This window comes from Salipiger sp. ABN3_019, assembly GCF_056158605.1.
The window spans coordinates 2,149,534-2,175,365 of sequence record NZ_JBSWTP010000009.1 but is presented as its reverse complement, the minus strand read 5'-3'; the positions used below and the strand labels follow the sequence as shown (position 1 = coordinate 2,175,365).

The window sequence follows — 25,832 nt, the reverse complement described above, 5'->3', positions numbered from 1 at the left end:
GTGAAAGCAAAGGCAAAAGCGAAATTCGGCCACATTCCTGCGCCGGGCCGGTGGGCAGAGGCGCTGGGGCCGGGGGCGGGCCGCAACGGCTGGGCTCATTGCGCGGGGGCGCGGTTGTGGCGGCGGGCGACCAGTTCCTTGGCGGTTTCCACGGCGACGGCGGCATCGCGGCAATAGGCGTCGGCCCCGATGGCACGGCCGAATTCCTCGTTCAGCGGCGCGCCGCCAACCAGCACGATGTAATCGTCGCGCAGCCCCTCGGCGACCATCGTGTCGATCACCACCTTCATATAGGGCATCGTGGTGGTGAGCAGCGCGGACATGCCGAGGATGTCGGGCTTTTCGGTGGCCATCGCCTCGAGATAGGCCTCGACGGCGTTGTTGATCCCCAGATCGACCACCTCGAACCCCGCGCCCTCCATCATCATCGCCACAAGGTTCTTGCCGATATCGTGGATGTCGCCCTTAACCGTGCCGATGACCATCTTGCCGATGGTCGGCGCGCCGGTCTCGGCCAGCAGCGGCTTGAGGATCGACATGCCGCCCTTCATCGCATTGGCGGCCAGCAGCACCTCGGGCACGAAGAGGATGCCATCACGGAAATCCTCGCCGACGATCTTCATGCCGCCGACCAGCGCCTCGGTGAGCACCCGGTAGGGCGCCCAGCCCCGATCCAGAAGAATGGTCACGCCTTCCTCGATCTCTTCCTTCATCCCGTCGTAGAGATCGTCGAACATCTGCTCGACCAGTTCGGCGTCATCGAGTTCGGAGAGAATGATCTCGTCGTCGGCCATGGTCACCTCCCTTGCAACGTCTTTCCAGCCTGCGCCCCGGTGCGCGCCCGCTCATGGCCGATTGCGACACCGCCGGGCCCGGAGGCGACCTGCGCGCCGGGGGGATTGCGCGTGTTCCCTTTATGTTCTAGCGTGGCGCCATGAGCGAGATGTCCCGCATCGTCGAAAAAGAGCGCCGCCGGGGGCGCGGTGCGGGCTCGCGCGACAGCGGCAGGTTCGAGCGGTATTCCTATGCCGATGCGCATGATGGCTGGGATATCCCCGAGGAGCTTCCGCCGCTGCGCACCGAGGTCTCGGAAGAGCGCCCGCGCAGTATGATCAACCGCGTGCGCTCGCCCGACCTGCCGTTCGACCGGTCGATCAATCCCTACCGCGGCTGCGAGCATGGCTGCATCTACTGCTTTGCCCGGCCCAGTCACGCCTATCTCGGGCTCTCGCCGGGGCTGGATTTCGAGACCCGGTTGGTGGCACGGCCCGAGGCGCCGCAGGTGCTGGCGCGCGAGCTGCGGGCAAAGGGATACGACGTGGCGCCGCTGGCGATTGGCACCAACACCGACCCTTACCAGCCGATCGAGCGCGACCGGGGGATCATGCGGGCCTGCCTTGAGGTACTGTCGGAGTTCAATCACCCGGTGGCGATCGTCACCAAGGGCACGCTGATCGAGCGCGACATCGACATCCTGTCGGATATGGCGTCGCGCGGGCTGGTGCGGGTGGGCATCTCGGTCACCACGCTGGACGCCGATCTTTCGCGCCGGATGGAACCGCGGGTGCCTGCGCCAGCGCGGCGGCTGGCGACGATCCACCGGCTGAGTGCAGCGGGCATCCCGGTGCGGGTCATGGCCTCGCCGATGGTGCCCGCGCTGACCGATCCCGAGCTCGAAAGTATCCTTGCCGCCGGGGCCGAGGCCGGGGCGAGCGCCGCCAGCTGGATCATGCTGCGCCTGCCCCGCGAGGTCGCGCCGCTTTGGCGCGCATGGCTGGAAGAGCATTACCCCGGGCGCGCGGCGCGGGTGATGGCGCGGCTGCGCGAGATGCACGGCGGGCAGGACTACTCGGCGCGCTGGCACAGCCGGATGCGCGGCGAGGGGACCTATGCGCAGCTGATCGCGCAGCGGTTCGACAAGGCGGTGCGGCGGCTCGGGCTGGACGCGGCGCAGCCCGCGCTGCGCTGCGATCTGTTCCGTGCGCCGCCCCGGGCCGGTGATCAGTTGTCGCTGTTCTGAGCGGCAAATCTCTTCGAAGAGATTTGCAACGTCCTTCGAAGGACGTTGCCTAGCGCACCACCCGCACCGGCTCGCAATTGCAGAAGATCACCGTCTGACCAGCATTCTCGACCGCCCGAAAGCCGCGCCGGTCGAGCTCTGCCAGAAACCGCTCCCGCCCGACGATCCGGTCGATATCGCGCGTTTTGCGCCGGACAACGCCGCCCTGCGCGGCGGCGCGGCTGAGGAACATCTGGCGCAGCCAGTCCTCGGGACGAATCGGCAGCGGCAGGTCGGTCATCGCTGAAGCCTGCCGCCAACTTGGTTAACGACACGTGCTCAACGCCATGTGCTCGACGAGAAGTGTCGGCCGGAGCCACGTCTCGCCGGTCAGCCCCTGCGCCGCCCGCGCCGCGCGCGCTCGGGCGCAGAGCCGCTCAGCCCGTCGCTCTCGGAACTGAACGGACCCAGTGCCGCGACGATCTGCTCGAGCGTCGGGCGCGGGCCCAGCGGGCGCTCTTCCAGCGCCGCGCGCATGGCGCGCAGGTGCTCCGGCGTCGTGCCGCAGCAGCCGCCGATGATCCGCGCCCCGGCGTCGCGCGCCATCACCGCGTAATCGGCCATCAGATCCGGCGTGCCGTCATAGTGGATATGGCCGTCCTCATAGCGCGGGATCCCGGCGTTGCCCTTGGCGATGATCGGCCGTTCGGTGCCGCTGGCGGCAAAGCCCAGCACCGTGCGCAGAAGGTCCGAGGCTCCGGTGCCGCAATTGGCGCCAAAGGCCAGCGGCGGGTTCGGCAGGCTCTCGACCAGTCGCCCGAACTCGGCCGAGGTGACCCCCATCATCGTGCGCCCGGCGGTGTCAAAGCTCATGGTGCCGCACCACGGCATGTCCTGCCGGGCAAAGGCCTCGGCGGCGGCGCGAACCTCTTCGGGCGCCGAGATGGTCTCGAGCCAGAGCACATCGGCGCCGCCTTCCTTCAGCCCGGCAGCGGTCTCTTCGAAAATCTCCACCGCCAGCGCGTGGCTGAGCGTGCCGACCGGCTCCATGATCTCGCCCGTCGGGCCGACCGAGCCGGCGACCACCACCGGGCGCCCGGCGGCATCGGCCACCTCGCGCCCCAGTTCGGCGGCGCAGCGCGACAGCGCACGGGCACGGCCCCCGGCGTCATGCAGCTTCAGCCGCGCGGCATTGGCCCCAAATGAGTTGGTCAAAAAGATATCGGATCCCGCGTCAACCGCCCCTTGGTAGAGGGCGCGGATCTTGCCCGGCTGCGTCTCGTTCCACAGTTCGGGCGCATCGCCGGGCGCAAGCCCCATGTTGAACAGCGTGGTGCCTGTGGCGCCATCGGCAAGCAGCCAATCGCGCGTGCCGAGCAGCTTGGAAAGCGCATTCGTCATAGTATGCCTCTTGGAAATTCTCCCCCGCCGTGGGCTTTCCACATCATGGCAGATGGCGCAATCCCTCCCGTCGCGGCGGCGCCAATCAGCCGGTTTTCCCTGTGCGAGACGGCAACGCTCAGCCGGTCATGCCCGGCCCGCGCAGCACCATCAGCTCGCCCACATTTTCGCGCGTGACATAGCCCAGCACCCGGCTTTGCGCGTCGATCACCGCCACGGCGGGCGCTTGCGCCAGCGCGTCCAGCACCGATTGCAGCGGCGCGGCGAGGGGCAGTTGCGGCACCTCGGTCATCAGCTCCGAGACCTGCCGCGCCGCGTGATCCTCGGCCATGCCGCGAAACAGCGCGTCGCGGGTCAGAAATCCCGCAAGCTCGCCGCCGGGGGCCAGCACCGGAAACTCGTGCTGGGTGGTGCGGATCAGGGTCTGTCCGGCCATGGCCAGCGTGTCCTCGGGGCGCAGCGCCTCGAAGCTGGTGATCATCGCGTCGCGCGCCAGAAGATCATGCGCCACCGCGCGGTTCGCGACGTCCTGACTTTCCGCCTGTCCGGCGAAGAACACGAAGATGGCGATCAGGATCAGGATGAAATTACCCGAGCTGAGCCCCCAGAAGGCAAGGCCAAAGGCGAGGATCTGCCCGGTGGTGGCCGCCGCCTGCGTGGCCTTCACCCGTCCGATGCGCAGCGCCAGCACGGCGCGCAGCACGCGGCCGCCGTCCATCGGAAAGGCGGGGATCATGTTGAACAGCGCCAGCGCGAGGTTTATCGCCGCAAGCTGGCCGAGGAAGGCACCTGTGCCAGTGCCAAGCCCTTCCAGCCCGCCGAAGCCGGAAGAGGCGCCAAGCAGTACCAGCACCAGCCAGATCACCACGTTCACCATGGGCCCGGCCAGCGCGACGAGGATCTCTTGCACCGGGTTTTCGGGCATCCGCTCGAGCCGCGCCAGCCCGCCGATCGGCAGCAGCGTGATGTCGGGCGTCTTGATGCCGAAGCGCCGAGCGGTGAGCGCGTGGCCGAACTCATGCGCCACGACGCAGGCAAAGAGGGCGAGGATGAAGAGGATGTTCTGCACCGCCGCCGCCGCGCCGCCCACCGACCACGCCGCCGCGCCGATCCAGAGCAGCAGCAGAAAGAAGGTCGCATGCACCCGCAGCTCCGAGCCGAACAGGCGACCGATGGGAAATGACCAGGACATGGGCAGAGCCTCTCTCGCTGGGCGGGCGGCACCCGTGGCCGCTGCCTTCCCCAGAAGAGTTAATCATTTCCGCCTGTTTCGGAAGAGGGCGCAGCCACGCGCGGTTTTTTGCCGCGATGCTGCAACCGCGCTTGGCGCCACGCGTTGGCTCTCTGAGGCAGGCGCGCAACGCGCCGCACAGAGGAGATTTTCATGAAACGATTTGCCCTAGCCACCGCGCTTGTCACTCTCGCCGCCGCGCCGGTTGCCGCCGCCACCGCCACCGCGCAGCTGTCGGGCACCGACGGTAGCGCCATTGGCACCGTGACCGTCGCCGACACCCCCTCGGGCATGGCGCATGCCACGGTCGAGCTGCAGGGCCTTCCCGAAGGCGCGCATGGCATCCACATCCACGAGACGGGCGACTGCTCGGCCAGCGATTTCACCTCGGCGGGCGGCCACCTCGCGGGCGATGCCGAACATGGCGTGATGGTCGAAGGCGGGCCGCATCCGGGCGATCTGCCGAACGCGCATGTTCCCGCCGATGGCGCGGTGACGGTCGAGGCCTTCCTGCCCGATTTCGATGTGGAAAGCCTGATGATGGACGACGATGGCTCGGCCTTCATCGTGCACGCGGGGCCGGATGATTACGAAAGCCAGCCCTCGGGTGATGCGGGCAGCCGTCTGGCCTGCGGTGTGTTCGAAGCGGACTGACCCAGGCTCCATTGATCTGACGCGGTGCGCGGCGGTTAGCCCGCGCGCCGTGTCAGTGGCTCATAGCCCATGCGATGGCGTCCTCGAGCCGGTCATCGCCCCAGAAAAGCTCGTGTCCCACCAGAAAGCTCGGTGAGCCGAAGACCCCCAGCGTCATGGCATCGGCGGTGGCGCTGGCGAGCGCCTGCACGATCTCTTCGGAGCCAGCGCGCTCCATCACCCGCTCGGGGTCCTGACCGATCTCGCGCAGGCTCTCGAGCAGGTTCGGTGCCTCGCCCGCGGGCTCGCCCTGTTCGAACCAGCGCCGATAGGTGGCGCGCGTGTAGTCGATGCCCCAGCCCTCGCGCATGCCAAGCTCGGCCACCTCATTGGCCAGCACCAGCCCCGCCAGTGGATAGGGCGCCGGAAGCTTCGGCGACAGCCCGTACCCCTCGGCCCGCCGCGCGATGTCGCGCCACATGTAGGCGGTCTTTTCCGGCTTGCCCTTGAAGGGGATATTGTTCTGCGCAACCATCACGTGGCGGACGTTGAACGGATGCCAGCGGACCTCAATCCCTTTGGCATCCGCCAGCTGAGGCAGGCGCATGACGGTCAGGTAGCTGTAGGTGCTGCCGATGGAGAACCAGAAATCGATCGGTGTCATGCGCACTCCCCCTTACGCGGGAGATTAGCAGAAAACCGCGCGGAAATCTCGGGGCGGCTTCAGGTGCTCAGGTCAAAGCGTTTGCAATCCACGCCATCCGGGCTGCGCCAGCTGCGAAAGCCCATGGCCGCGTAATAGCCCCGACCCTCGGCATTGGCGGTTTGGATATAGGCCTCGATGGCCGGAAGCCCCGCGGCCTGCGCCGCTTCGCGCGTCGCGCGGAAGAGCCCCGATCCAACGCCGCGCCGGGCGGCGGCGGGAGAGACATGGGTGCCGATGATGCCCCAACCTTCGGGGGTGCCATAGGGATTGCCTGCCGTGGCGCGCGACAGCGCCTGCAAGCCAAGCACCTCGCCGTCTTCGGACAGGGCGACAAAGCAGCTGATCCCGTCAGGATTCGCCACATAGCTCGCCATCACGAAAGCCTCGTCCGCCGGGCGGGTGCGCTTTCCAGCGGCCACGAGAGCTTTCAGCATTGCCGAGAGCCCCGGCACATCCGCCGGGGTGGCCCGGCGGATCGTGACCTGCGCCGCGTCAGCCATTGCCAGAGCCGGTGAAACGGGCCGCGTCGGCGGCCGCGCGGCGGATGGCATTCGACTTGTGGACGGTCTCCATATACTCGGCCTCGGGGTCGCTGTCGTAGACCACGCCGCCGCCCGCCTGAATGTAGAGCTTTTCGTCCTTCACGATGGCGGTGCGCAGGGCAATGCACATGTCCATGTCGCCGCCCGCGCTGAAGTAGCCCACACCGCCCGCATAGACCCCGCGCTTCTCGGGCTCCAGCTCGTCGATGATCTCCATCGCGCGCACCTTGGGCGCGCCCGAGACGGTGCCTGCGGGCATCCCGGCAAAGAAGGCCGACAGCGCGTCCTGATCCTCGGCGAGCTCGCCCACGACGTTCGACACGATGTGCATCACATGGCTGTAGCGCTCGATGGTGAACTGCTCGGTCGGGCGCACGGTGCCGATTTTCGAGACCTTGCCGGTGTCGTTGCGCCCCAGATCGAGCAGCATGAGGTGCTCGGCCAGTTCCTTCTTGTCCGCCAGCAGATCGGCCTCGAGCGCGCGATCTTCCTCGGGGGTCGCGCCGCGCGGGCGGGTGCCGGCGATCGGGCGGATGGTGACTTCGCGGCCAAAGACCCGGACGAGGATCTCGGGGCTCGCTCCGACCACCTGAAAACCGCCGAAGTTGAAATAGAACATGAAGGGCGACGGGTTGGTGCGCCGCAGGCTGCGGTAGAGCGAGAAGGGCGGCAGCGGGAAATCCTGCGTCCAGCGCTGCGCCGGAACCACCTGAAAGATGTCGCCTGCGCGGATGTAATCCTTGGCCTTCTCGACTGCGGCCTTATAGCTCTCGCGGGTGAAGTTCGAGACCGGCTCACCGACCTCACGCGCCTCGCCCAGCTCGCGGCCCGCCTGCGGTAGCGCGCGTTCCAGATCGCGCACCGCGTCCATCACCCGTTCGGCGGCCTGCGCATAGGCGGCGCGCGCCGACTGGCCGGACTGCACCCAAGCGGGGGCCACGACCGTGACCTCGCCCTTCACCCCGTCGAGCACCGCCACCACCGAGGGGCGCAGCATCACCGCATCGGGCAGGCCGAGCGGATCGGGGTTCACGTTGGGCAGGCGCTCGACCAGACGGATCATGTCGTAGCCGAGGTAGCCGAAAAGACCCGCCGCGGCCTGCGGCAGATCCTCGGGCAGGTCGATCTTGCTTTCGGCGATCAGCGCGCGCAGCGAGGCGAGCGGATCGAGGGTTTCTTCCTCGAAGGCCTCGGGATCAAAGCGCGCCTGACGGTTGAGCCGCGCCTGCTGGCCGTGGCATTTCCACACGAGGTCGGGCTTCATGCCGATGATCGAGTAGCGCCCGCGCACCTCGCCGCCGGTCACCGACTCCAGCATGAAGGCGTCCTTGGCCGCCCCCGTCAGCTTGAGCATCAGCGACACCGGCGTGTCGAGGTCGGCGGCGAGCCGCGTGTAGACGACTTGGTTTTCGCCCGCTTCATAGGCGCGGGCGAACTCTTCGTAGGAAGGCGTGAGAGTGACCATTGGCTTACCGGAAGTTGGTGTGAACGGCATTCACCGCCTGCTGGTCGATCGAGACCCCGGCACGCTCCTGAATGTCGGTGACATAGGCGCGGAAGAGGTCCTGCGCCACGCTGTTTGCGGCCCGGTCACGCAGCAGCCCTTCAAGCTGCTTGGAGGCATCCGTGTCGCGGTCGACCGGCGCGATCCCGTCCAGCTGCATGACCAGCGCGGCACCGTCGCCGGGCAGGGCTCGGGTCTCGCCTTCGGTCATCTCGAAGGCGGCGGGCAGCAGCGCGGCGGGCATCTCGGGGATCTGCGCGTCGCGGGTCAGCCGCTCTTCGCGGGTCGGCTCGAGGCCCAGATCCTCGAAGCTGGCACCATCCTTGATCTGCTGCGCGAGGTCTTCGGCCTGCGCGACCAGCATCTCGGTGGTCTTGTCCTTGTCCCAGCCTTCGGCAACCTCGGCGCGCACTTCCTCGAAGGGACGCGGCGCGGGCGGGCGGATCTCGTCAAGGCGCATGGCATAGACGCCACCATCGCCCAGTTCGGCAATCGCCGGGTAGTCGTCTTCGGTGACCTGCTGCGCGGCTTCGCGGAACACGTCATAGCCCGCGATGCCCTGATCGCTCTGCTGGTTCCACTCGATCTGGCCAAGCTCCATATCGGTGTCACCGGCAAGCTCTTCGAGCGTCGCGCCGCCTGCAAGCTCGTCGTCGAGGCTTTGCGCCATGCCCTCGATCACGCGGCGGGCACGGTCCAGCGCCAGCTCGTCGCGCAGCTGCGGCACAGCTTCCTCGAAGGGCGTTTCCTGTGCCTGCAGGATACCGTTCACCCGGTAAAGCGCCGGGCCGAGGTTCGACGGCAGCGGGCCGACGACATCGCCGCTTCCGGCGGCGAAGACTTCGGCACCGGCCTCGCCAAGCGCGTCCTCGGTCAGATCGCCCATGTCGGTGTCGCTCAGCTCCAGCCCGCGCTCTTCGACCAGACCTTCGAAGTCGATCTCGCCCGAGGTGATACGCTCCATCGCCGCTTGCGCTTCGGCGTCATCCCCAAAGACCAGACGTTCGATCAGGCGACGCTCGGGCAGGTTGAACTCTTCGCTGCGCTCGTCATAGGCGGCCTGCAGCGCTGCGTCGTCCAGCTCGACGCTGTCGACGATCATGTCGGGCGTGATCCAAGCGTAGGTGATGACCTTGGTCTCGGGCATGGTGAACTGATCGATGTGATCGTCGTACCATGCCTGCAGCTCGTCATCGGAGGGCACCGGCAGGCCGGTCTCCAGCGCGTCGCGGCCGATGCGCGCCCAAGTGAACGAGCGCGTCTCGCCCGCCCAGCCAAGCAGCGTGTCGACATAAGTGTCGGGCAGCGCGGTGCCCGAGTAGATCGCGGCGTTGATCAGGTTGCGGGCGCTCTCATGGCGCAGATCGGTTTCGAACTCGGCCTCGGTCAGACCGGCGTTGCGCAGCGCGTAGGAATAGCTTTCGCGGCTGAACGCACCGTCCGGGCCTTGGAAGGCAGGCATCTCGCTCAGCGCCTCGGCCACTTGATCGTCGCCGACCGAAAGCCCGATGCGCTGTGCCTCGTCGTCAAGCGCGGCGCCGGTCACCACCTGCGCCAGCACCTGCCGGTCGAGGCCGAACTGCTGCGCCTGATCCAGCGTCATCGGCTGGCCGGTCTGCGCCTCGAACGCGCGCATCTCGTTCTGCAGCGCGCGGGTGTAATCGGTGGTCGAGATATCAGTGTCGCCCACCGAGCCGATGCCGCTTACGCCGCCGCTGAAGTTGACCGTGCCGAAGGCGCCGAAGCCCATCACCACGAGGATCAGGAGACCCCACACAAGGGTCTTGCTGATACTGCTCTTGCCGCGTGCCATCGCTGCCTCTCGCTCGTCCTGTTTCTGGCGTCGGGGTTTACTGGGCCAAGCCCTTGCTCGCAAGGGGCCTCTCGGCCTTGTTGGCCTGCGGCCAGTCGAGCGCGGCAAGCCGGTCGAAGAGCGTGCCGATTTCTTCCCGGTTCACATTGGCGAAGGCAAAGCGGAACTGCCGCGCGCCGCGCGGGTCCGAGGCGGGCATGAACATCGTGCCGGGCAGGGTCAGCACGCTGGCCTCGCGCACCAGCTTCGGCGCCAGATCGGCCGAGCTGCCTTCGAAAGGATGCTCGAAATAGGCGAAATAGGCCCCAAGCCCGAGCAGCTTCCAGCCCTTGGCTTCGAGCTTGGGCATGTTGTCGGCGATGGCGGCGCGGCGGTCGAGGATCTCACTGCGCTCTCCGGCCACCCATTGGCCAAGGTTCCGCAGCCCCCAGAGCGCCGCGCGCTGCCCGAGCTGCGGCGTGCAAATGGTTACAGTGTCGAGAAATTTCTCGATCTCTGGCAGCAGGTCTTCAGCGGCGATCACCGCGCCGACGCGGTGCCCGGTCAGACGGTAAGCCTTGGAGAAACTGTAGAGCTGGATCAGATGCGCGCGGTCCTCGGGGGCGGTCAGCAGATCATGCGGCGCGCCGCTGCGGCTGTCGAAATCCTTGTAGGTTTCGTCGACGATCAGCTTGAGGTCATGCGCCTTGGCCAGCTTCATGAAGGCGCGCAAGGTCTCTGCAGGATATTCCGCGCCACCCGGATTATTCGGTGAAACCAGAACGATAGCGCGCGTTCTTTCGGTGATGAGAGAGGAGGCGGTTTCGGTCTGCGGGATGAGCTGTTCGTCGGTCGGCAGCGGCACGGTGGTGACGCCGTCCATGTCCAGCCACATTTTATGGTTGAAATACCAAGGAGTTGGTAGAAGAACCTCGTCTCCTTCACCGCAGATCGCGCTAATGCTGGCTGCGAAGGCTTGGTTGCAACCTGCCGTGATTGCGACATTTTCTGGGCGAACCTCTGCGCCATAGTGGGCAGACCAATGCGCCGCCAGTTCCGTGCGCAATTCGGGCAGACCCAGAACCGGCCCGTAAAGGTGGGTTGCCGGGTCCTGCAGCGCCTCGGCCATCGCCGCCACCAGCGGTGCGGGCGGTGGGTCGATCGGCGCGGCCTGACTGACGTTGATCAGCGGACGGTCGGGCGGGAAAGTGACCCCGTCGAGCCAGCGGCGCGCCTCCATCACCGGCGGGGCGAAGGTGGTCTGGGTGCGGCTGAGCTTGGTCATGTCTGGTCTCTCCCTCAAAACTGCGCGGACGCTATCAGCGCCATGCAGCCGGGGGAAGAGGTCTCAGGCGGCTTCCCCGGCGTCGAAACTGGCGCGGGCGGCGGTGATCTCGCCATGGTGGCTGTCGGCCCAGACCAGCAGCGCGCCAATCGGCGCAAGCGACGAGCGGCCAAGCTCGGTCAGCGCGTATTCGACCGATGGCGGCTTGGTCGGAAAGACCTGCCGCGACACCATGCCATCGCGCTCCAACTGCCGCAGGGTCTGTGTGAGCATACGTTTGGAAATGTCTCCAACCTGCCGTTGCAACTGGGAAAAACGCTTTGGCGCGGGTTCGAGCGCGACAAGGATCAGCAGCGTCCACTTTTGCGCCATCCGGTCGAGCACATCCCGCACCGGGCATTGCGCCTCATCCTCGGGCGCGCCGGTCCATGCGGCCATACTGTCGAGCATGGCGCGCACCGCATCGGGGTTCCCTGCGTGTAACCTTGTCATGCGAATGTGCCTCCTTCCGGGATCAGGCGAGTAGGTCTAGAAAAGAGACCATAGCTCGAATCAGAACCCTGCGCCAGATCGCATCGGACCGGGCAGGGCGCACAGAAAGGAAAGACCATGTCGGAGAAGCTTGATTACCTGATCACCGGTGCCACCGGGCAGCTTGGGGCGCTGGTGCTGGAGCACCTGCGCGCAGCGGCCCCGGAGGCGCGCATTGGCGCGCTGGTGCGGCGCGCCGAAGCCGCCGCCGCGCTGGAGGCGCAGGGCCTTGCGGTGCGGGTCGCCAGCTACGACGATCCGGCGGCGCTGGAGGCGGCGTTTGCGGGCGTCGGCAAACTGCTGCTGATCTCCTCCAGCGAGGTCGGCAAGCGGGCGGAGCAGCACGGCAATGTGATCGCCGCGGCGGAGAAGGCGGGGGTTGGCTTCATCGCCTATACCTCGATCCTGAACGCCACGAACTCGCCGCTGACCGTTCTGCCGGGCGAACATGTGGCGACCGAAGAGGCGCTGGCCGCCTCGGGTCTGCGCTACGCGCTGCTGCGCAATGGCTGGTACAGCGAGAACTACGTGATGGGCGCCGGTGCCGCGCTTGAGCATGGCGCGCTGATCGGCGCGGCGGGCGACGGGCGCATCGCCTCGGCGGCACGGGCAGATTTCGCGGCAGCGGCCGTGGCGGTGCTGACCGGCGAAACCCCGGCGCGCGGCACCGTCTATGAGCTGGCAGGTGACGACAGCTACACGCTGACCGAATTCGCCGCAGCGCTGTCGGAGATCGCGGGCAAAGAGATCCCCTATGTGAACATGAGCGAGGCCGATTATGCCGCGGCGCTTGAAGGTGCGGGCCTGCCCGGTCCGGTGGCGCATATGCTGGCCGACAGCGACAATGGCGCGGCTCAGGGCGGGCTCTACAGCGACGACAAGACACTCTCGCAGCTGATCGGTCGTCCGACCACGCCGTGGCGCGAGACGCTGAAAGCGGGCGTCAAACTGGACGCATAACCGGCGCTAAGGGCACAAACGAAAAGGGGCGCTGCCGCGATGGCAGCGCCCCTTTGCATTGTAGAAGACCCGAAGATCAGTCCGCGGTGCCGTGGAAGGGTTTGACGTATTGCAGCGCCATGTCCCACGGGAAGAAGATCCACGTGTCCTGGCTCACCTCGGTGATGTAGCTGTCAACCTGCGGGCGGCCCATCGGCTTGGCGTAGACGGTGGCCACATGCGCCTTGGGCAGATGCTTGCGCACCACTTCCAGCGTGCGGCCGGTGTCGACCAGATCGTCGATGATGAGCACGCCGTCGCCGTCGCCCATCACCTCCATGTCGGGGAACTTGATGACCTTCGGCTCGGACTGCTCTTGGTGGTTGTAGCTCTTGACCGAGATCGTATCGACCATGCGGATGTTGAGCTCGCGCGCGATGATCATCGCGGGGGCCATGCCGCCGCGGGTGATTGCCACCACGGCGCGCCATTCGCCGCCCCCTTCGGGCGCGTGGCTCTGCAGACGCCACGCCAGCGCGCGGCTGTCGCGGTGCAGCTGGTCCCAGCTTACGTGAAAGCCCTTTTCATGGGGCAGGCGGTCGGTCATCTCGGGCATGGGAGCACTCCCTGGCGGATATCTGTCGTCGGTGTGAAGGGCTCAGCCCTTGGAGATGTCGGGCGCGTCGACGGCCTTCATGCCCACGACATGATAGCCCGCGTCCACGTGGTGCGTCTCGCCTGTCACGCCCGCGCCCAGATCAGACAGCAGGTAAAGCGCCGATCCGCCGACGTCGTCAATGGTCACGTTACGGCGCAGGGGCGAGTTATATTCGTTCCACTTCATGATGTAGCGGAAATCGCCGATGCCCGAGGCGGCCAGCGTCTTGATCGGACCTGCGGAGATTGCGTTGACCCGGATGCCATCCTTGCCGAGGTCTTCGGCGAGGTAACGCACGGAGGCTTCGAGGGCGGCTTTGGCCACGCCCATCACGTTGTAATGGGGCATGATCCGCTCGGCACCGTAATAGGTGAGCGTCAGCGCGGAGCCGCCATCGGTCATCATCTTCTCGGCGCGCTGCATCACCGCGGTGAAGCTGTAGACCGAGATATCCATGGTCAGCTTGAAGTTGTCGCGGCTGGTGTCGACGTAGCGGCCACGCAGTTCGTTCTTGTCGGAAAAGCCGATCGCGTGCACCACGAAGTCGATCTTGTCCCAGCGCTCCTTGAGGCTGTCGAAGAGCGCGTCGATCGACGCCTCGTCGGACACGTCGCAAGGCAGCACGATGTTCGAGCCAAGCTGCTCGGCCAGCGGATCGACCCGCTTTTTCAGTGCGTCCCCTTGGTAGGAGAAGGCAAGCTCTGCCCCCGCCTCGCGCAGTTTCTTCGCGATGCCCCAGGCAATCGACTTGTCATTGGCGAGACCCATGATCAGGCCGCGTTTTCCGGCCATCAGAGTATTTGACATCCCTCACCTCTACCCGGCATTGATTTTGTTTGTGTCCTTTAGGCGATTGGCCGGGGGGCATCAAGGGTTTGAGCGACGCCACGTCAGAAAGCGGGCGGCGCAGAGCGGGCAGCACAGGGAGACAGACAGATGAGCGACCGGACCGGCATCTTTGCAGGGGACGATCCTTTCGAGATCGCACGCAACTGGCTGAAAGAGGCCGAAGCGACCGAGCTGAACGATCCCAACGCCATCGCCCTGTCGACGGTCGACGAGGATGGCTTGCCGAATGTGCGCATGGTGCTGCTCAAGGAAATCGAGGCGAGTGCCTTTGTTTTCTACACCAACTACGAAAGTGCCAAATCTAAGGAAATTTTAGGCAGCGGTAAGGCAGCTTTTGTGTTACATTGGAAATCGTTGCGGCGTCAGATCCGTGTTCGTGGATTTGTCGAGAGGGAGGATGGCCCGCAAGCGGATGCATATTACGCGTCTCGTTCGCTCAAATCGCGTCTCGGGGCCTGGGCTTCCAAACAGTCCCGGCCTCTTGCGTCACGAGCGGCACTCATGGCGGAAGTTGCCAAGATTACGGCGACCAAGGGGCCGAACCCGCCGCGGCCTGAATTTTGGGGGGGATTTCGCATCACTCCCGTTGAAGTTGAATTTTGGGCCGATGGGGCGTTCCGGTTGCATGACAGGTTCGTCTGGAGGCGCACAAGTGTTTCGGATGAGTGGACAGTGACCAGATTAAATCCTTGAATTTCATGTTACGCGAAATGCAATTTCGTAGAGAATACAGGTTTCAATGACTTGCAATTGAGAGCCACACTGGCGCAAGACAGTGGTGGGGATACGCAAGACGACCAGTGGAAACGCATTTGACACAAGAAGAGAGTGAAACGCGGCGCGTGCTCGGCCGGGTAAAATGGTTTGACCCGGTGAAAGGGTTCGGCTTCGTCATCGCGGATGAGGGAGGGCCCGATATTTTGCTGCATGCCAATGTGCTGCGCAACTTTGGGCAGAGTTCGGTCGCCGATGCGGCGCGGATAGAAGTGGGCGTTCAGCGCACCGATCGCGGCATACAAGCCACCGAAGTGTTCCGGATTGAACCGCCGGAGGCGCCCGCGGGCGCCCCGCTTGCGGACTTCGAAGAGATCGATCCCGAGATCATCAAGGCAGCTCCGCTGGAGCCGGCACGGGTGAAATGGTTTGACAAGGCCAAGGGCTTTGGCTTTGCGAATGTCTTCGGGCGTGATCAGGACGTCTTCATCCATATTGAAGTGCTGCGGCGCTCGGGGCTGGCAGATTTGCAGCCCGGCGAGGCGCTGGCGATCCGCGTGATCGACGGCAAACGCGGCCAGATGGCCACGGAGGTCTGCGCATGGGAAACCGCCTTGGTGCCCTGACCCTGCTTGGGGTTGGGCTGAGCATTCTGTCAGGGCAGGCGGCGCAGGCGGCCTGCAGTGACGAGAGCCTGTGGCTCCGCGGTGACTGGGGCAGCGCACGCTTTGCGGTGCAGGTCGCGGATGACACGCGCGAGCGGGCGCGGGGGCTGATGTTCGTCGAACAGATGCCCTCCAGCGCGGGGATGCTCTTCGTCTATGACGCGCCGCATGAGATGAGCTTTTGGATGAAGAACACGCTGATCCCGCTGGACATGGTCTTTGCGGATGCCGAAGGCGTGGTCATCTCGGTGCATGAAAACGCCGTGCCCGGCGATCTGACGCCGATCCCCAGCGCGGGAGAGGCGCAATATGTGCTGGAGATCAACGGCGGTCTGGCGGCACAGCTCGGCATTGCCGAGGGCAGCGAAATGCAACATCCGCGCATCTCTGACGCCGCATGGCCCTGCGAGTGAGTTTTCCGCTTTTCAATCCCTGACGAGGCTTGTATTGCCTGTCGCGTCGGGGCGTAGCGCAGCCTGGTAGCGCGACGGTTTTGGGTACCGTAGGTCGGAGGTTCGAATCCTCTCGCCCCGACCACCACAGAGCGGCGAAACCGGTGTTCCGCGTCTCTGGGCTCTCTCTTCAGCACAAATGCTTCCGCGACGGCATCCGTGATCAACGGACGGGCACCGCACATTTTTTTGGCGATGGCGCGATCCCGACAAAAAAAGTCATTAGTGCTGACCTGAAAACAATCGGCCACATCTTGTGTCAGACAGGGGCGGGTTTGTTGCCGAACTGGCTCAAAGCCTACGTTACGTAAGCTTTGGTGGGAATTTCAGGCCATCGCACAGGGGTGCATTTTTCATACAGATGGTGTCCCAAGTGGTCCGGCTCACCAAATATATGGAGCCGTGCGGAATTTTTCGTTGACCGATGACGCTTTCTTGATCCAGTTTGTTGTCAGCGGATCAAGAGCCACAATATGTAGTGGCCTTCAGCAGGGTCAGATCAAACCGAAGCCTTTCTAAATCTGGCGGGCGCGCGATGGCGTGTCCGGCTGGGAAAGCTCTGTGCCTCGCAATCCGGATTTGAATTGTGGCCAAGGCAAAGGCAGAGGCGAACATGAAGATCGACAGACGTTTTACCACCGCGGGGCAGGACGCATACGCGGGCATCGATTTTGTCACCACCAGTTCCGAGATCCGCAACCCCGACGGCAGCTCGGTCTTCAAGCTCGACACGCTTGAGGTTCCGGCGGGCTGGAGTCAGGTCGCCTCTGACGTGATCGCGCAGAAATACTTCCGCAAGGCCGGTGTCCCGAGCGAGCTCAAAAAGGTCAAAGAGCAGGGCGTGCCGGAGTTTCTCTGGCGCTCTGTGCCTGCCTCGGCGGACACGCCGCATGGCGGCGAAACCTCGGCCAAGCAGGTCTTTGACCGCCTCGCTGGCGCATGGACCTACTGGGGCTGGAAGGGCGGTTACTTCACTGCCGAGAGCGATGCGCGCGCCTATTACGACGAGATGCGCCACATGCTTGCCCGCCAGATGGCCGCGCCAAATTCGCCGCAATGGTTCAACACCGGGCTGCACTGGGCCTATGGCATCGACGGGCCGAGCCAGGGCCATTTCTATGTGGACCATAAGACCGGCAAGCTCACCAAATCCAAATCCGCCTACGAGCATCCGCAGCCCCACGCCTGTTTCATCCAGTCGGTCAGCGACGATCTGGTGACCGAGGGCGGCATTATGGACCTCTGGGTGCGCGAGGCGCGGCTGTTCAAATATGGCTCGGGCACGGGCACCAACTTCTCGAGTTTGCGCGCCGAGAATGAGCCGCTGTCGGGCGGCGGCAAATCCTCGGGCCTCATGGGCTTTCTGAAGATCGGCGACCGCGCGGCGGGGGCGATCAAGTCGGGCGGCACCACGCGCCGCGCCGCGAAGATGGTGATCGTCGATGCAGACCACCCGGATATCGAGGATTTCATCAACTGGAAGGTCCGCGAAGAGCAGAAGGTGGCCAGCATCGTTGCTGGCTCTAAGATGCACGAGAAGATGCTCAACGCCATCTTCGACGCGATCCGGGGCTGGGACGGAGCCGAGAGCGACGCCTATGATCCCAAGGTGAACGCGGGGCTGAAAGCCGCCGTGCGTGAGGCGAAAAAGCTAGCGATCCCAGAGACCTATATCAAACGGGTGCTGGACTACGCGAAGCAGGGCTACGCCAGCATCGAGTTTCCGACCTATAACACCGACTGGGACAGCGAGGCCTATGCCAGCGTCTCGGGCCAGAACTCCAACAACTCGATCCGCGTCACCGATGCCTTCCTGCAGGCGGTGCGCGACGATGCCGATTGGGAACTGATCCGGCGCACCGACGGCAAGACCGCCAAGACGATCAAGGCGCGCGATCTGTGGGAGCAGGTGGGCCATGCCGCATGGGCCTGCGCCGATCCGGGCATCCAGTTCCACGACACGGTGAACGCATGGCACACATGCCCCGAAGATGGCGCGATCCGCGGCTCGAACCCGTGCTCGGAATATATGTTCCTCGACGACACCGCCTGTAACCTCGCCTCGATGAACCTGCTGACCTTCCTGGAGAACGGCAAGTTCGATGCAGACGGCTATGTGCACGCCACGCGGCTGTGGACGCTGACGCTGGAAATCTCGGTGCTGATGGCGCAGTTCCCCAGCAAGGAGATCGCGCAGCTTTCCTATGATTTCCGGACACTTGGGCTTGGCTATGCAAACATCGGCGGGCTGCTGATGACCATGGGGCTGAGCTATGACAGCGACGCGGGCCGGGCGCTCTGCGGGGCTCTGACGGCGATCATGACCGGCACGGCCTATGCGACCTCGGCAGAGGTGGCGGCAGAGCTTGGGGCCTTCTCGGGCTACGCGCGCAACCGCGAGCATATGCTGCGGGTGATGCGCAATCACCGCGCCGCCGCTTATGGGCGCGCCGAGGGCTATGAGGGGCTGGCGGTGCCGCCGGTGCCGCTGGATCACGCGAACTGTCCGGATCAAACCCTTGTCGATCTTGCGAAATCCGCGTGGGACGAGGCGCTGACACTGGGCGAGAAACACGGCTACCGCAACGCGCAGGCGACGGTGATCGCGCCCACCGGCACGATTGGCCTCGTGATGGATTGCGACACCACCGGGATCGAGCCCGATTTCGCGCTGGTGAAGTTCAAGAAGCTGGCGGGCGGCGGCTATTTCAAGATCATCAACCGCTCGGTGCCTTCGGCTCTGGCGGGGCTGGGCTACACCTCCAGCCAGATCGAAGAGATCACCTCTTACGCGGTGGGCCATGGCTCGCTCGGGAATGCGCCGGGGGTGAACCACACGGCGCTGATCGGCCACGGCTTTGGCAAGGCGCAACTGGAAAAGATCGAGGCGGCGCTGGCCACCGCCTTCGACATCCGCTTCGTGTTCAACCAGTTCACGCTGGGCGAAGAGTTCTGCCGCGGCACGCTGGGCATTCCCGCCGACAAGCTGAACGATCCGAGCTTCGATCTGCTGCGCCACCTCGGCTTCAGCAAGGCCGAGATCGAGGCGGCGAATGACCATGTGTGCGGAACCATGACGCTGGAAGGCGCGCCGTTCCTGAAGGCCGAGCACATCGGCATCTTCGATTGCGCCAACCCCTGCGGAAAGAAGGGCAAGCGCTACCTCAGCGTCGACAGCCACATCCGCATGATGGCCGCCGCGCAGAGCTTCATCTCGGGCGCGATCTCCAAGACCATCAACATGCCCAACTCCGCCACCATCGAGGACTGCCAGCAGGCCTATGAGCTGTCGTGGTCGCTGGGGGTGAAGGCCAACGCGCTCTACCGCGACGGCTCGAAGCTCAGCCAGCCGCTGGCCTCGGCGCTGATCGAAGATGACGAGGACGCGCAGGAGGTGCTCGAGACCGGCACACCCACCGAGAAGGCGCAGGTGCTGGCCGAGAAGGTGATCGAGAAGGTGGTGGTCAAGGAACTGGTCCGGTCCCACCGCGAGAAGATGCCCGACCGCCGCAAAGGCTACACCCAGAAGGCGGTTGTCGGCGGGCATAAGGTCTATCTGCGTACCGGCGAATATGGCGACGGCTCGCTTGGCGAGATCTTCATCGACATGCACAAGGAGGGCGCGGGCTTCCGCGCGATGATGAACAACTTCGCCATCGCGGTCTCGGTCGGCCTGCAATATGGCGTGCCGCTGGAGGAATTCGTCGACGCCTTCACCTTCACCAAGTTCGAACCGGCGGGCATGGTGCAGGGCAACGACAGCATCAAGAACGCCACCTCGATCCTCGACTATGTGTTCCGCGAACTGGCGGTGTCCTACCTCGACCGCACCGATCTGGCGCATGTGAAGCCCTCGGGCGCGACCTTCGACGATCTTGGCCGCGGCGAGGAAGACGGGCTGGGCAATGTTGAGGAACTCAGCGAACGCGCCGCGAACCGCTCGCTGGAAGTGCTCAAGCACATCTCCTCGTCGGGTTATCTGCGCAAGCGTCTGCCCGAGGAGCTTTCGGCGCTCGGCACGCTGGTCGCCGAAGAGCGGGTGAGTACAGTGACTGCCACCGCAACCTCGTCGCTGGCCATGGATGCGCGCACCAAGGCGCGGATGCAGGGCTATGAGGGCGAGGCCTGCGGCGAATGCGGCAACTACACGCTGGTGCGCAACGGCACCTGCATGAAGTGCAACACCTGCGGCTCGACCAGCGGCTGCAGCTAAGACGGATCACCGGGGCCGGCAGACCGGCCCATGGTTTCGGAGCGGGTGCGCCCGCTCCGCACATGCCCAGGCCGCAGGCAGAACACATCGCGAGCAGCACAACAGGATGAGCCTTGGCGCATGAACCTCAGAGCCCCTTTGGGGGCTCTTTTTCTTTTGTGATCAGTGAAGTGCGGGCTCGTCTCGAAGCGGCGGGCCTAGTCCAACGCGTAGTCCTTCAGTGCCTTGCGCTGCAGCTTGCCGTTGGGATTGCGCGGCAGCATCTCGACCCGCACCCACGCGCGCGGCTGCTTGTAGCGGGCCAGCCGATCTGCCGCGAGCGCCGCTAGAGTATCGCTGTCGAGCTCTTGCTCGGCGGTGTAGAAGGCCGCGATCACCGACACGCCATCTTTCACCGCCATATCGGTCACCGCCAGTTCCTGCACACCGGGCAGATCCGCGAGCGCCGCCTCGACCTCCAGCGGCGAGACGCGGTAGCCGCCAGCGTTCATCATATCGTCATCGCGGCCAAGATAGGTGATCGCGCCGCTGTCGGTCATAACCCCATGATCTCCGGTGACAAACCACTCTCCCACGTAGCGCGCCGCAGTCTCGTCTGCTGCGCCGATATAGCCGGTCATCAGGCCCGGGTCGCTGCGGTGCACGGCGATGGTTCCGGGCGTGTCCCGGGGCACCGTTGCGCCGTCTTCGCCAAGGATCGCCACGCGCCGCCCGTGCTGCGGCCAGCCAAGCGCGCCCTCGCTGGCTGGCTTTTCGGGACTGGCCGAAATGAAGGTCGAGCATTCGGACATGCCATAGGCCTCAAAAATCTCGGTCCCGGTTGCCGCGCTCCACGCCTGCCGCAGCGCCTCGGGTAGTTTTTCACCTGCGGCCAGCGCGTGGCGCAGCTTCGGCAGCGGCGGCACCGGGTATTTCAGGATTTGCCGAAACACCCCCGGCGCGGCGGCGAAGAGGCTGGCATCATTGCGTTTCATCAAAAGCGCCAGCTGCGCGGGGTCGGTGCCCGCCTTGGGGATCAGCGCGGTCGCGCCGATGGTCCAAGGGTCCATCAGCCCGGTGCCGAGCGTGTAGGTCCAGTTGAACGCGCCCGCGTGCAGCAGCCGGTCGCTGGGCTGCAGCCCGGTCCAGCCACGCATCATCATCTGCCGCGCCCAGATCGCGCGATGCGCATGACCGACGGCGCGCGGCGTCCCCGAGGTGCCGGAGGTGAAGACCACATAAGCCAGCCGTTCGGGATCGCCCATGGCGTAGTCCGCCGGGGAAAGATCGCGCCATGCGGTGAAGGTGGCCTCGGAGATGACCGGCGTTTCGGTTTCGGGGCAGGCGATGCCCGCGCCAAGCACGATCGCAGTGGGGCTGATCTGCTGCAGCAGCTTGGCCACTTCCGGCGCGGTCAGCTGCGACGAGGTGGGCACCGGCACGATCCCGGCGGTGATCGCGCCGAGATAGGCGATGGGGAAATCCACCGTATTGCCCAGTCTCAGCAGCAGCATCTCGCCCGGCGCGACGCCGGCCTGCAGCAGCCCCGTGGCGGTGCCCCGCACCGCAGCGACCAGCCGTGCATAGGACCAGCGCTCGGCCCCGGTGGTGCGCAGGATCGACAGCGCGATCTTGTCGGGCACGGTCTCTCCGGCGGCGAGCACATGGGCCGCGAGGTTGAACGGAGCGGGACAGGGCGCAAAGGGCCCTTCATCGAAAACGGACTGCATGACAAAAGGCTTAGGCAGCGCGCCGCATTCGCGCAAGCCTGCATGAGCGCCATTGCCAGCGCGCCGCGCGGGCGCTATGGCAAACGTCATGTCGCGCGATCCTCGAACACTCATCCGCATTGCCCGCGAGTCCGGGCAGGAGCAAACCGCCGAACCCCTCGATCTGGGGATGCGTGTGCGCGAGCTTCGCAAGGAGCGCGACTGGACGCTCGAGCAGGCGGCGAAACAGGCCGGGCTTGCGCGCTCGACCCTGTCGAAGATCGAAAACGGCCAGATGTCACCCACTTACGAGGCGCTGAAGAAGCTGGCCGTGGGGCTGGGTATTTCGGTGCCGCAGCTGTTCACCCCGCCGAAGCGCGAGCAGGTCTCGGGCCGGATGGTGCATGTGAAGGATGGCGAGGGGCTGCATCAGGTCACCACGACTTACGAGCATGAGCTGCTGGCCGAGAGCCTGACGCGCAAGAAGATGCTGCCCTACCGGGCGCGGGTCCGCGCGCGGTCGATGGATGAATTCGACGGCTGGGTGCGGCACGATGGCGAGGAATTCCTCTACGTGCTTACCGGGGTGGTGACGCTCTACACCGAGTTCTATGAGCCCATCGAGATGCGCCGCGGCAATTCCGCCTATTACGACGCCTCGATGGGGCACAACGTGGTGTCGGTCAGCCCCGAGGATGCGACGATCCTCTGGGTCACTTCTCTGACCTGAGGCTGGTCTGAGCCGGGGCTAAACGGTCAAGGCACCTGTCACGCTGCCGATTAGCCAGCCAGCCGGTCGATCTGTTGGTGCAGGACATTGGCGAAGGCCCAATCATCCAGCTCGCGCGTGGCTTCCTGCTGCGTGAGGTCATGGCGGGCGGCGATATGCTGCGCCATCTCGGTATGATCGTGGCGGCGCGCGCGCAGGGCGGCGTCATCGATATGCGGGAAGCGTGCTTTCAGGCGCTCGACGGTGAGGCCCCAGTTGCGGGTGGTGTCTTGCCATTCCATGTCTGTCATCACTCCATGTCTCATGACTCTTGAACGAGGTCGCCCGGCGGTTGTTCCCACATGCGGGTCACCGCAGGTGGTAGTTTCCGCAGGCGCGCTCCGGATGATCGGAAGCTTGATCGGAAGCCCGATCCGAAGGCCGCGCCTTGGCGGTGACGTCCACCTAAGATGAGGCAGGCGAATTACCATAGCGTTAGGATGCGACACGCCGTCCGCTCGGCCAAAGCCAGCGCATGGAGCAGGCGAATGAGCCAATCACCGCCGGTAGCGCCACCGGCGGTGATTGCTCGCGGTTGCGCTCAGCGCTCGGGGAGCAGTCCGCGCGGGGCGAAGCGCAGCACCAGCAGCAGGATCACCCCCATGGTCAGCAGGCGCATGTGCTGCACGCTGTCCTGCAGGTGGCCCTTGAGCCAATTGCCATCGGCCATGCCCGCGGTGATTGCATTGATGACGAACTGTCCCATGGGCTCGACCTGCACCCAGAGGAACCAGATCAGGAACCCGCCGAGCACCGCGCCGAGGTTGTTGCCCGAGCCGCCGACGATGACCATCACCCAGATCAGGAAGGTATAGCGCAGCGGCTGGTAGGTGCCGGGCGTCAGCTGCCCGTCGAGCGTGGTCATCATCGCGCCCGCCATGCCGCAGAGCGCGCAGCCAAGGATGAACACCTGCAGGTGGCGGCGGGTGACATTCTTGCCCATCGCTTCGGCCGAGACCTCATTGTCGCGGATCGCCCGCATCATCCGGCCCCAGGGCGAGTTCAGCGCCAGTTGCGCAAGGATCAGCAGCACCACCAGCACCACGGCGAAGAGCACCGAGTAGCCCAGCTTCACCGCCAGCGTCGAGGCGGTGGTGGCGTCGAGGCCCAGAGAGCCCGCCGTTTCGACAAAGCCCGGATCGGCCTGCAGGTCGATCTCATAGGGCACCGGGCGCGGCAGGCCGATGACGTTCTTGACGCCGCGCGACAGCCAGTCCTCGTTCTTCAGCACCGCGATGATGATCTCGGCGATGCCCAGCGTGGCGATGGCCAGATAGTCCGAACGCAGGCCAAGCGCGGTTTTGCCGATCGCCCAGGCCACGCCCGCCGCCATCAGCCCGCCCACCGGCCATGCCAGCAGCACCGGCAGGCCCAGCCCGCCGAGATAGCCTGCCGAGGCCGCGTCCACCGCCTCGATGGCCTCGACACCGGGATCGAGCAGCGCGCGATAGGCAAAGAACCCGGCGATGGTGATCGCCGCCACGGCCCAGCCGCGGAGGCCCTTGCCAAGCCGTTTCCATGCCAGCACCGCCGCGGCGATCACCGCCGCGCCAAAGGCCAGCGCGCCCAGCACGCGCGGCCCGCCTGCGGCGAAGGCCTCGGGCACCGGCGCCATAGACACCAGCACCACCGCCAGACCGCCGACGGCGACAAAGCCCATGACACCCACGTTGAAAAGCCCGGCAAGGCCCCATTGCAGGTTCACCCCCAGCGCCATGATGGCGCTGACGAGGCCCATGTTGAGAATGATCAGCGCCGAGTTCCAGCTTTGCAGAAATCCAGTGCCGAGGATCAGCGCTGCAACCAGCGCAAAGAGGCCGAGGGTGCGGGTCATATGGTCTGCCCCTTGAACAGTCCGGTCGGGCGGAACAGCAGCACGATCACCAGGATCACGAAGCTGACCGCGAATTTGTAGTCGGTGGAAAGCAGCTGCACGAGCCCGTCGGGCGCAAGGCTCTCGGGCATCAGATAGCCCAGAACCTTCTTCCACGCGTAGGTGATGCCGACCTCGGAAAAGGCGATGACGAAGCCGCCGGCGATGGCACCCAGCGGATTGCCGATGCCGCCGACGATGGCCGCCGCGAAGATCGGCAGCAGCAGCTGGAAGTAGGTGAAGGGCTTGAAGCTTTTGTCGAGCCCGTAGAGCACGCCCGCGATGGTCGCCAGCGCCGCCACGATGAGCCAGGTAACGGTGACCACACGCTCGGGGTTGATGCCCGAAAGCAGCGCCAGATCCTCATTGTCGGAATAGGCGCGCATGGACTTGCCGGTGCGCGTGCGGTTCAGGAACCAAAACAGCAGCGAGACGGTGATCAGCGCGACCACCACGGTCAGCGCCTGTGTGGTCTTGATCGCCAGCCCCTCATCAAGGCCGGTCATCGCCTTGAAATCGCGGGCCGAGATGAGAAAGCGCGTCCCATCGGCGAAGTTCTGGTCGTCCGGCCCGATGACGAAGCGCGTCAGCCCGTTGTAGACGAACATCACCCCCATCGAGACGATCACCAGGATCACCGGCTTGGCCTTCTGCCTGCGGTAAAAGCGATAGACCGCGCGGTCGGTGATCAGCACCAGCAGGGCAGCGCCGAGGATGCCGACCGGGATCGCCAGCAGCGCGGTGGGCAGCGGCCCGAGGTTCACCCCAAGCGCCTGCAGCCCCCAAGTGGCCAGCACGGCGCACATGGTGCCCCAGGCCATCGTGTCGCCATGGGCGAAGTTGGAAAACCGCAGGATGGCGTAGGTCAGCGTCACCCCCAGCGCGCCAAGCGCCAGCTGGCTGCCATAGGCGATGGCGGGGACAAGAACGAAATTGGCGAGCGCCACGAAGGCGTTGAGGATATCCATCAGGGCAGGATCCCGCATGTCAGAAAATCTATCTCCGCCGAGGGCGGCGCATTGGTGCCGCTGTCGACGATCTGGCGCGTCCAGAGCGCCGTTGTCTCGGAGGTCAGGCTCAGCACCATCCGCGTGCCCTCGGAGGGCTGCCAGAGGAACGGCCCGGCAAAGCCGAGCGCCGCGGCGGGCTGCGCGGGCTGCTCGTCGACCGTGACCTCATAGCGCCCGGCGCCCGCGGCATCGGTCTCCAGCGGGGCCAGCACGAAGCGCACGGGCCCGTCGCCCGCGGCGCACGCCCCGGCCTCCGAACAGGCGGTGACAAAGCTGCACTCCAGCACCAGCCGCGCGCCCTCGGCGGCAGCCGGGTGGGGCAGGCCAAGCGGGGGAAGGGGCAGGGCGGCCAGCGCCGCGATCCGCAAAGCTCTCATT

25 protein-coding genes and 1 tRNA gene are annotated in these 25,832 nt (G+C 65.5%); 9 read left to right on the top strand and 17 right to left on the bottom strand.

All coding sequences use genetic code 11. The annotated features are described in order from the left end of the window. Positions 1 to 95: 95 nt before the first annotated feature. Positions 96 to 794, bottom strand: a complete 699-nt coding sequence (locus tag ACXAD2_RS18680) for a corrinoid protein (protein WP_066100089.1) — start codon at positions 792 to 794, stop codon at positions 96 to 98. A gap of 149 nt (positions 795 to 943) precedes the next feature. Here ACXAD2_RS18680 and ACXAD2_RS18675 point away from each other — a divergent pair, with 149 nt between their 5' ends. Beyond that, a complete protein-coding gene (locus ACXAD2_RS18675; RefSeq protein WP_475174960.1) occupies positions 944 to 2,020 on the top strand; it encodes a PA0069 family radical SAM protein in 1,077 nt (358 codons plus the stop codon). Positions 2,021 to 2,069: 49 nt separating this feature from the next. Here ACXAD2_RS18675 and ACXAD2_RS18670 read toward each other — a convergent pair whose 3' ends face one another. From ACXAD2_RS18670 to ACXAD2_RS18660, 3 genes are all read right to left on the bottom strand, one after another. Then, positions 2,070 to 2,300 carry an N-(5'-phosphoribosyl)anthranilate isomerase gene (locus tag ACXAD2_RS18670; protein ID WP_066100086.1) on the bottom strand — a complete coding sequence of 77 codons (231 nt, stop codon included), beginning with the start codon at positions 2,298 to 2,300 and terminating at the stop codon, positions 2,070 to 2,072. Between the two features lie 89 nt (positions 2,301 to 2,389). Beyond that, entirely contained in the window at positions 2,390 to 3,400 is a 1,011-nt protein-coding gene (bmt, locus tag ACXAD2_RS18665) for a betaine--homocysteine S-methyltransferase (RefSeq protein ID WP_164179517.1), read from the bottom strand. A 118-nt stretch (positions 3,401 to 3,518) separates the two neighbouring features. After that, positions 3,519 to 4,592 (bottom strand): site-2 protease family protein, encoded by a 1,074-nt coding sequence (locus ACXAD2_RS18660; RefSeq protein WP_475172850.1) that lies wholly within the window; start codon positions 4,590 to 4,592, stop codon positions 3,519 to 3,521. 192 nt (positions 4,593 to 4,784) lie between these two features. Between ACXAD2_RS18660 and ACXAD2_RS18655 the strand changes: the two genes are divergently transcribed. After that, positions 4,785 to 5,285 carry a superoxide dismutase family protein gene (locus tag ACXAD2_RS18655; protein WP_475172847.1) on the top strand — a complete coding sequence of 167 codons (501 nt, stop codon included), beginning with the start codon at positions 4,785 to 4,787 and terminating at the stop codon, positions 5,283 to 5,285. 52 nt (positions 5,286 to 5,337) lie between these two features. Here ACXAD2_RS18655 and ACXAD2_RS18650 read toward each other — a convergent pair whose 3' ends face one another. The 6 genes from ACXAD2_RS18650 to ACXAD2_RS18625 all read right to left on the bottom strand — a co-directional run bounded on the left by ACXAD2_RS18650 (position 5,338) and on the right by ACXAD2_RS18625 (position 11,585). Continuing rightward, positions 5,338 to 5,928, bottom strand: a complete 591-nt coding sequence (locus tag ACXAD2_RS18650) for a DsbA family protein (protein ID WP_475172844.1) — start codon at positions 5,926 to 5,928, stop codon at positions 5,338 to 5,340. 59 nt (positions 5,929 to 5,987) lie between these two features. Continuing rightward, on the bottom strand, positions 5,988 to 6,470 hold the full coding sequence (locus tag ACXAD2_RS18645; RefSeq protein ID WP_475172841.1) for an N-acetyltransferase family protein: 483 nt from the start codon (positions 6,468 to 6,470) through the stop codon (positions 5,988 to 5,990). After that, entirely contained in the window at positions 6,463 to 7,977 is a 1,515-nt protein-coding gene (trpE, locus tag ACXAD2_RS18640; protein WP_066100068.1) for an anthranilate synthase component I, read from the bottom strand. Before trpE ends, ACXAD2_RS18645 begins: the two co-directional genes overlap by 8 nt. Before the next feature lie 4 nt (positions 7,978 to 7,981). Continuing rightward, positions 7,982 to 9,829, bottom strand: a complete 1,848-nt coding sequence (locus tag ACXAD2_RS18635) for a peptidyl-prolyl cis-trans isomerase (protein WP_475172837.1) — start codon at positions 9,827 to 9,829, stop codon at positions 7,982 to 7,984. 37 nt (positions 9,830 to 9,866) lie between these two features. Further along, on the bottom strand, positions 9,867 to 11,093 hold the full coding sequence (locus tag ACXAD2_RS18630; RefSeq protein WP_475172834.1) for an aminotransferase: 1,227 nt from the start codon (positions 11,091 to 11,093) through the stop codon (positions 9,867 to 9,869). A gap of 63 nt (positions 11,094 to 11,156) precedes the next feature. Beyond that, complete coding sequence (locus ACXAD2_RS18625; RefSeq protein ID WP_475172830.1) at positions 11,157 to 11,585, bottom strand: winged helix-turn-helix transcriptional regulator; 429 nt, start codon at positions 11,583 to 11,585, stop codon at positions 11,157 to 11,159. Positions 11,586 to 11,702: 117 nt separating this feature from the next. Between ACXAD2_RS18625 and ACXAD2_RS18620 the strand changes: the two genes are divergently transcribed. Next, positions 11,703 to 12,584: an NAD(P)H-binding protein gene (locus ACXAD2_RS18620; protein ID WP_475172828.1), complete on the top strand. Its 882-nt coding sequence runs from the start codon at positions 11,703 to 11,705 to the stop codon at positions 12,582 to 12,584. A gap of 76 nt (positions 12,585 to 12,660) precedes the next feature. Here the strand turns inward: ACXAD2_RS18620 and gpt are convergent, their stop codons facing one another. Together gpt and fabI are read right to left on the bottom strand one after the other, a co-directional pair. After that, entirely contained in the window at positions 12,661 to 13,170 is a 510-nt protein-coding gene (gene gpt / locus ACXAD2_RS18615) for a xanthine phosphoribosyltransferase (RefSeq protein WP_066106495.1), read from the bottom strand. Between the two features lie 51 nt (positions 13,171 to 13,221). Next, entirely contained in the window at positions 13,222 to 14,028 is an 807-nt protein-coding gene (gene fabI / locus ACXAD2_RS18610; protein ID WP_224904179.1) for an enoyl-ACP reductase FabI, read from the bottom strand. Between the two features lie 129 nt (positions 14,029 to 14,157). Between fabI and pdxH the strand changes: the two genes are divergently transcribed. The 5 genes from pdxH (at position 14,158) to ACXAD2_RS18585 (ending at position 20,114) form a co-directional block, all read left to right on the top strand. After that, on the top strand, positions 14,158 to 14,763 hold the full coding sequence (gene pdxH, locus ACXAD2_RS18605; RefSeq protein WP_475172825.1) for a pyridoxamine 5'-phosphate oxidase: 606 nt from the start codon (positions 14,158 to 14,160) through the stop codon (positions 14,761 to 14,763). Positions 14,764 to 14,882: 119 nt separating this feature from the next. Next, positions 14,883 to 15,410, top strand: a complete 528-nt coding sequence (locus ACXAD2_RS18600; protein WP_263620157.1) for a cold-shock protein — start codon at positions 14,883 to 14,885, stop codon at positions 15,408 to 15,410. Next, the gene (locus ACXAD2_RS18595) at positions 15,386 to 15,862 is read left to right on the top strand and encodes a DUF192 domain-containing protein (RefSeq protein ID WP_475172818.1); all 477 of its coding nucleotides are present in this window, start codon (positions 15,386 to 15,388) and stop codon (positions 15,860 to 15,862) included. The genes ACXAD2_RS18600 and ACXAD2_RS18595 overlap by 25 nt, the downstream gene beginning before the upstream one ends. 47 nt (positions 15,863 to 15,909) lie before the next feature. Continuing rightward, positions 15,910 to 15,986: transfer RNA gene (locus ACXAD2_RS18590), tRNA-Pro, on the top strand. A gap of 528 nt (positions 15,987 to 16,514) precedes the next feature. Continuing rightward, entirely contained in the window at positions 16,515 to 20,114 is a 3,600-nt protein-coding gene (locus tag ACXAD2_RS18585) for a vitamin B12-dependent ribonucleotide reductase (RefSeq protein WP_475172815.1), read from the top strand. Between the two features lie 197 nt (positions 20,115 to 20,311). Here ACXAD2_RS18585 and ACXAD2_RS18580 read toward each other — a convergent pair whose 3' ends face one another. Then, positions 20,312 to 21,823 (bottom strand): class I adenylate-forming enzyme family protein, encoded by a 1,512-nt coding sequence (locus ACXAD2_RS18580; RefSeq protein ID WP_475172813.1) that lies wholly within the window; start codon positions 21,821 to 21,823, stop codon positions 20,312 to 20,314. An 88-nt stretch (positions 21,824 to 21,911) separates the two neighbouring features. Here ACXAD2_RS18580 and ACXAD2_RS18575 point away from each other — a divergent pair, with 88 nt between their 5' ends. After that, positions 21,912 to 22,532: a helix-turn-helix domain-containing protein gene (locus tag ACXAD2_RS18575; RefSeq protein ID WP_475172810.1), complete on the top strand. Its 621-nt coding sequence runs from the start codon at positions 21,912 to 21,914 to the stop codon at positions 22,530 to 22,532. Positions 22,533 to 22,582: 50 nt separating this feature from the next. Here the strand turns inward: ACXAD2_RS18575 and ACXAD2_RS18570 are convergent, their stop codons facing one another. From ACXAD2_RS18570 to ACXAD2_RS18555, 4 genes are all read right to left on the bottom strand, one after another. Next, positions 22,583 to 22,822 carry a hypothetical protein gene (locus tag ACXAD2_RS18570; RefSeq protein ID WP_475172808.1) on the bottom strand — a complete coding sequence of 80 codons (240 nt, stop codon included), beginning with the start codon at positions 22,820 to 22,822 and terminating at the stop codon, positions 22,583 to 22,585. A gap of 290 nt (positions 22,823 to 23,112) precedes the next feature. Beyond that, the gene (locus tag ACXAD2_RS18565; protein WP_475172803.1) at positions 23,113 to 24,405 is read right to left on the bottom strand and encodes a branched-chain amino acid ABC transporter permease; all 1,293 of its coding nucleotides are present in this window, start codon (positions 24,403 to 24,405) and stop codon (positions 23,113 to 23,115) included. Continuing rightward, a complete protein-coding gene (locus ACXAD2_RS18560) occupies positions 24,402 to 25,412 on the bottom strand; it encodes a branched-chain amino acid ABC transporter permease (protein WP_475174957.1) in 1,011 nt (336 codons plus the stop codon). The genes ACXAD2_RS18565 and ACXAD2_RS18560 overlap by 4 nt, the downstream gene beginning before the upstream one ends. Continuing rightward, positions 25,412 to 25,831, bottom strand: a complete 420-nt coding sequence (locus ACXAD2_RS18555; protein WP_475172800.1) for a hypothetical protein — start codon at positions 25,829 to 25,831, stop codon at positions 25,412 to 25,414. Before ACXAD2_RS18555 ends, ACXAD2_RS18560 begins: the two co-directional genes overlap by 1 nt. Between the last annotated feature and the right edge of the window lies 1 nt (position 25,832).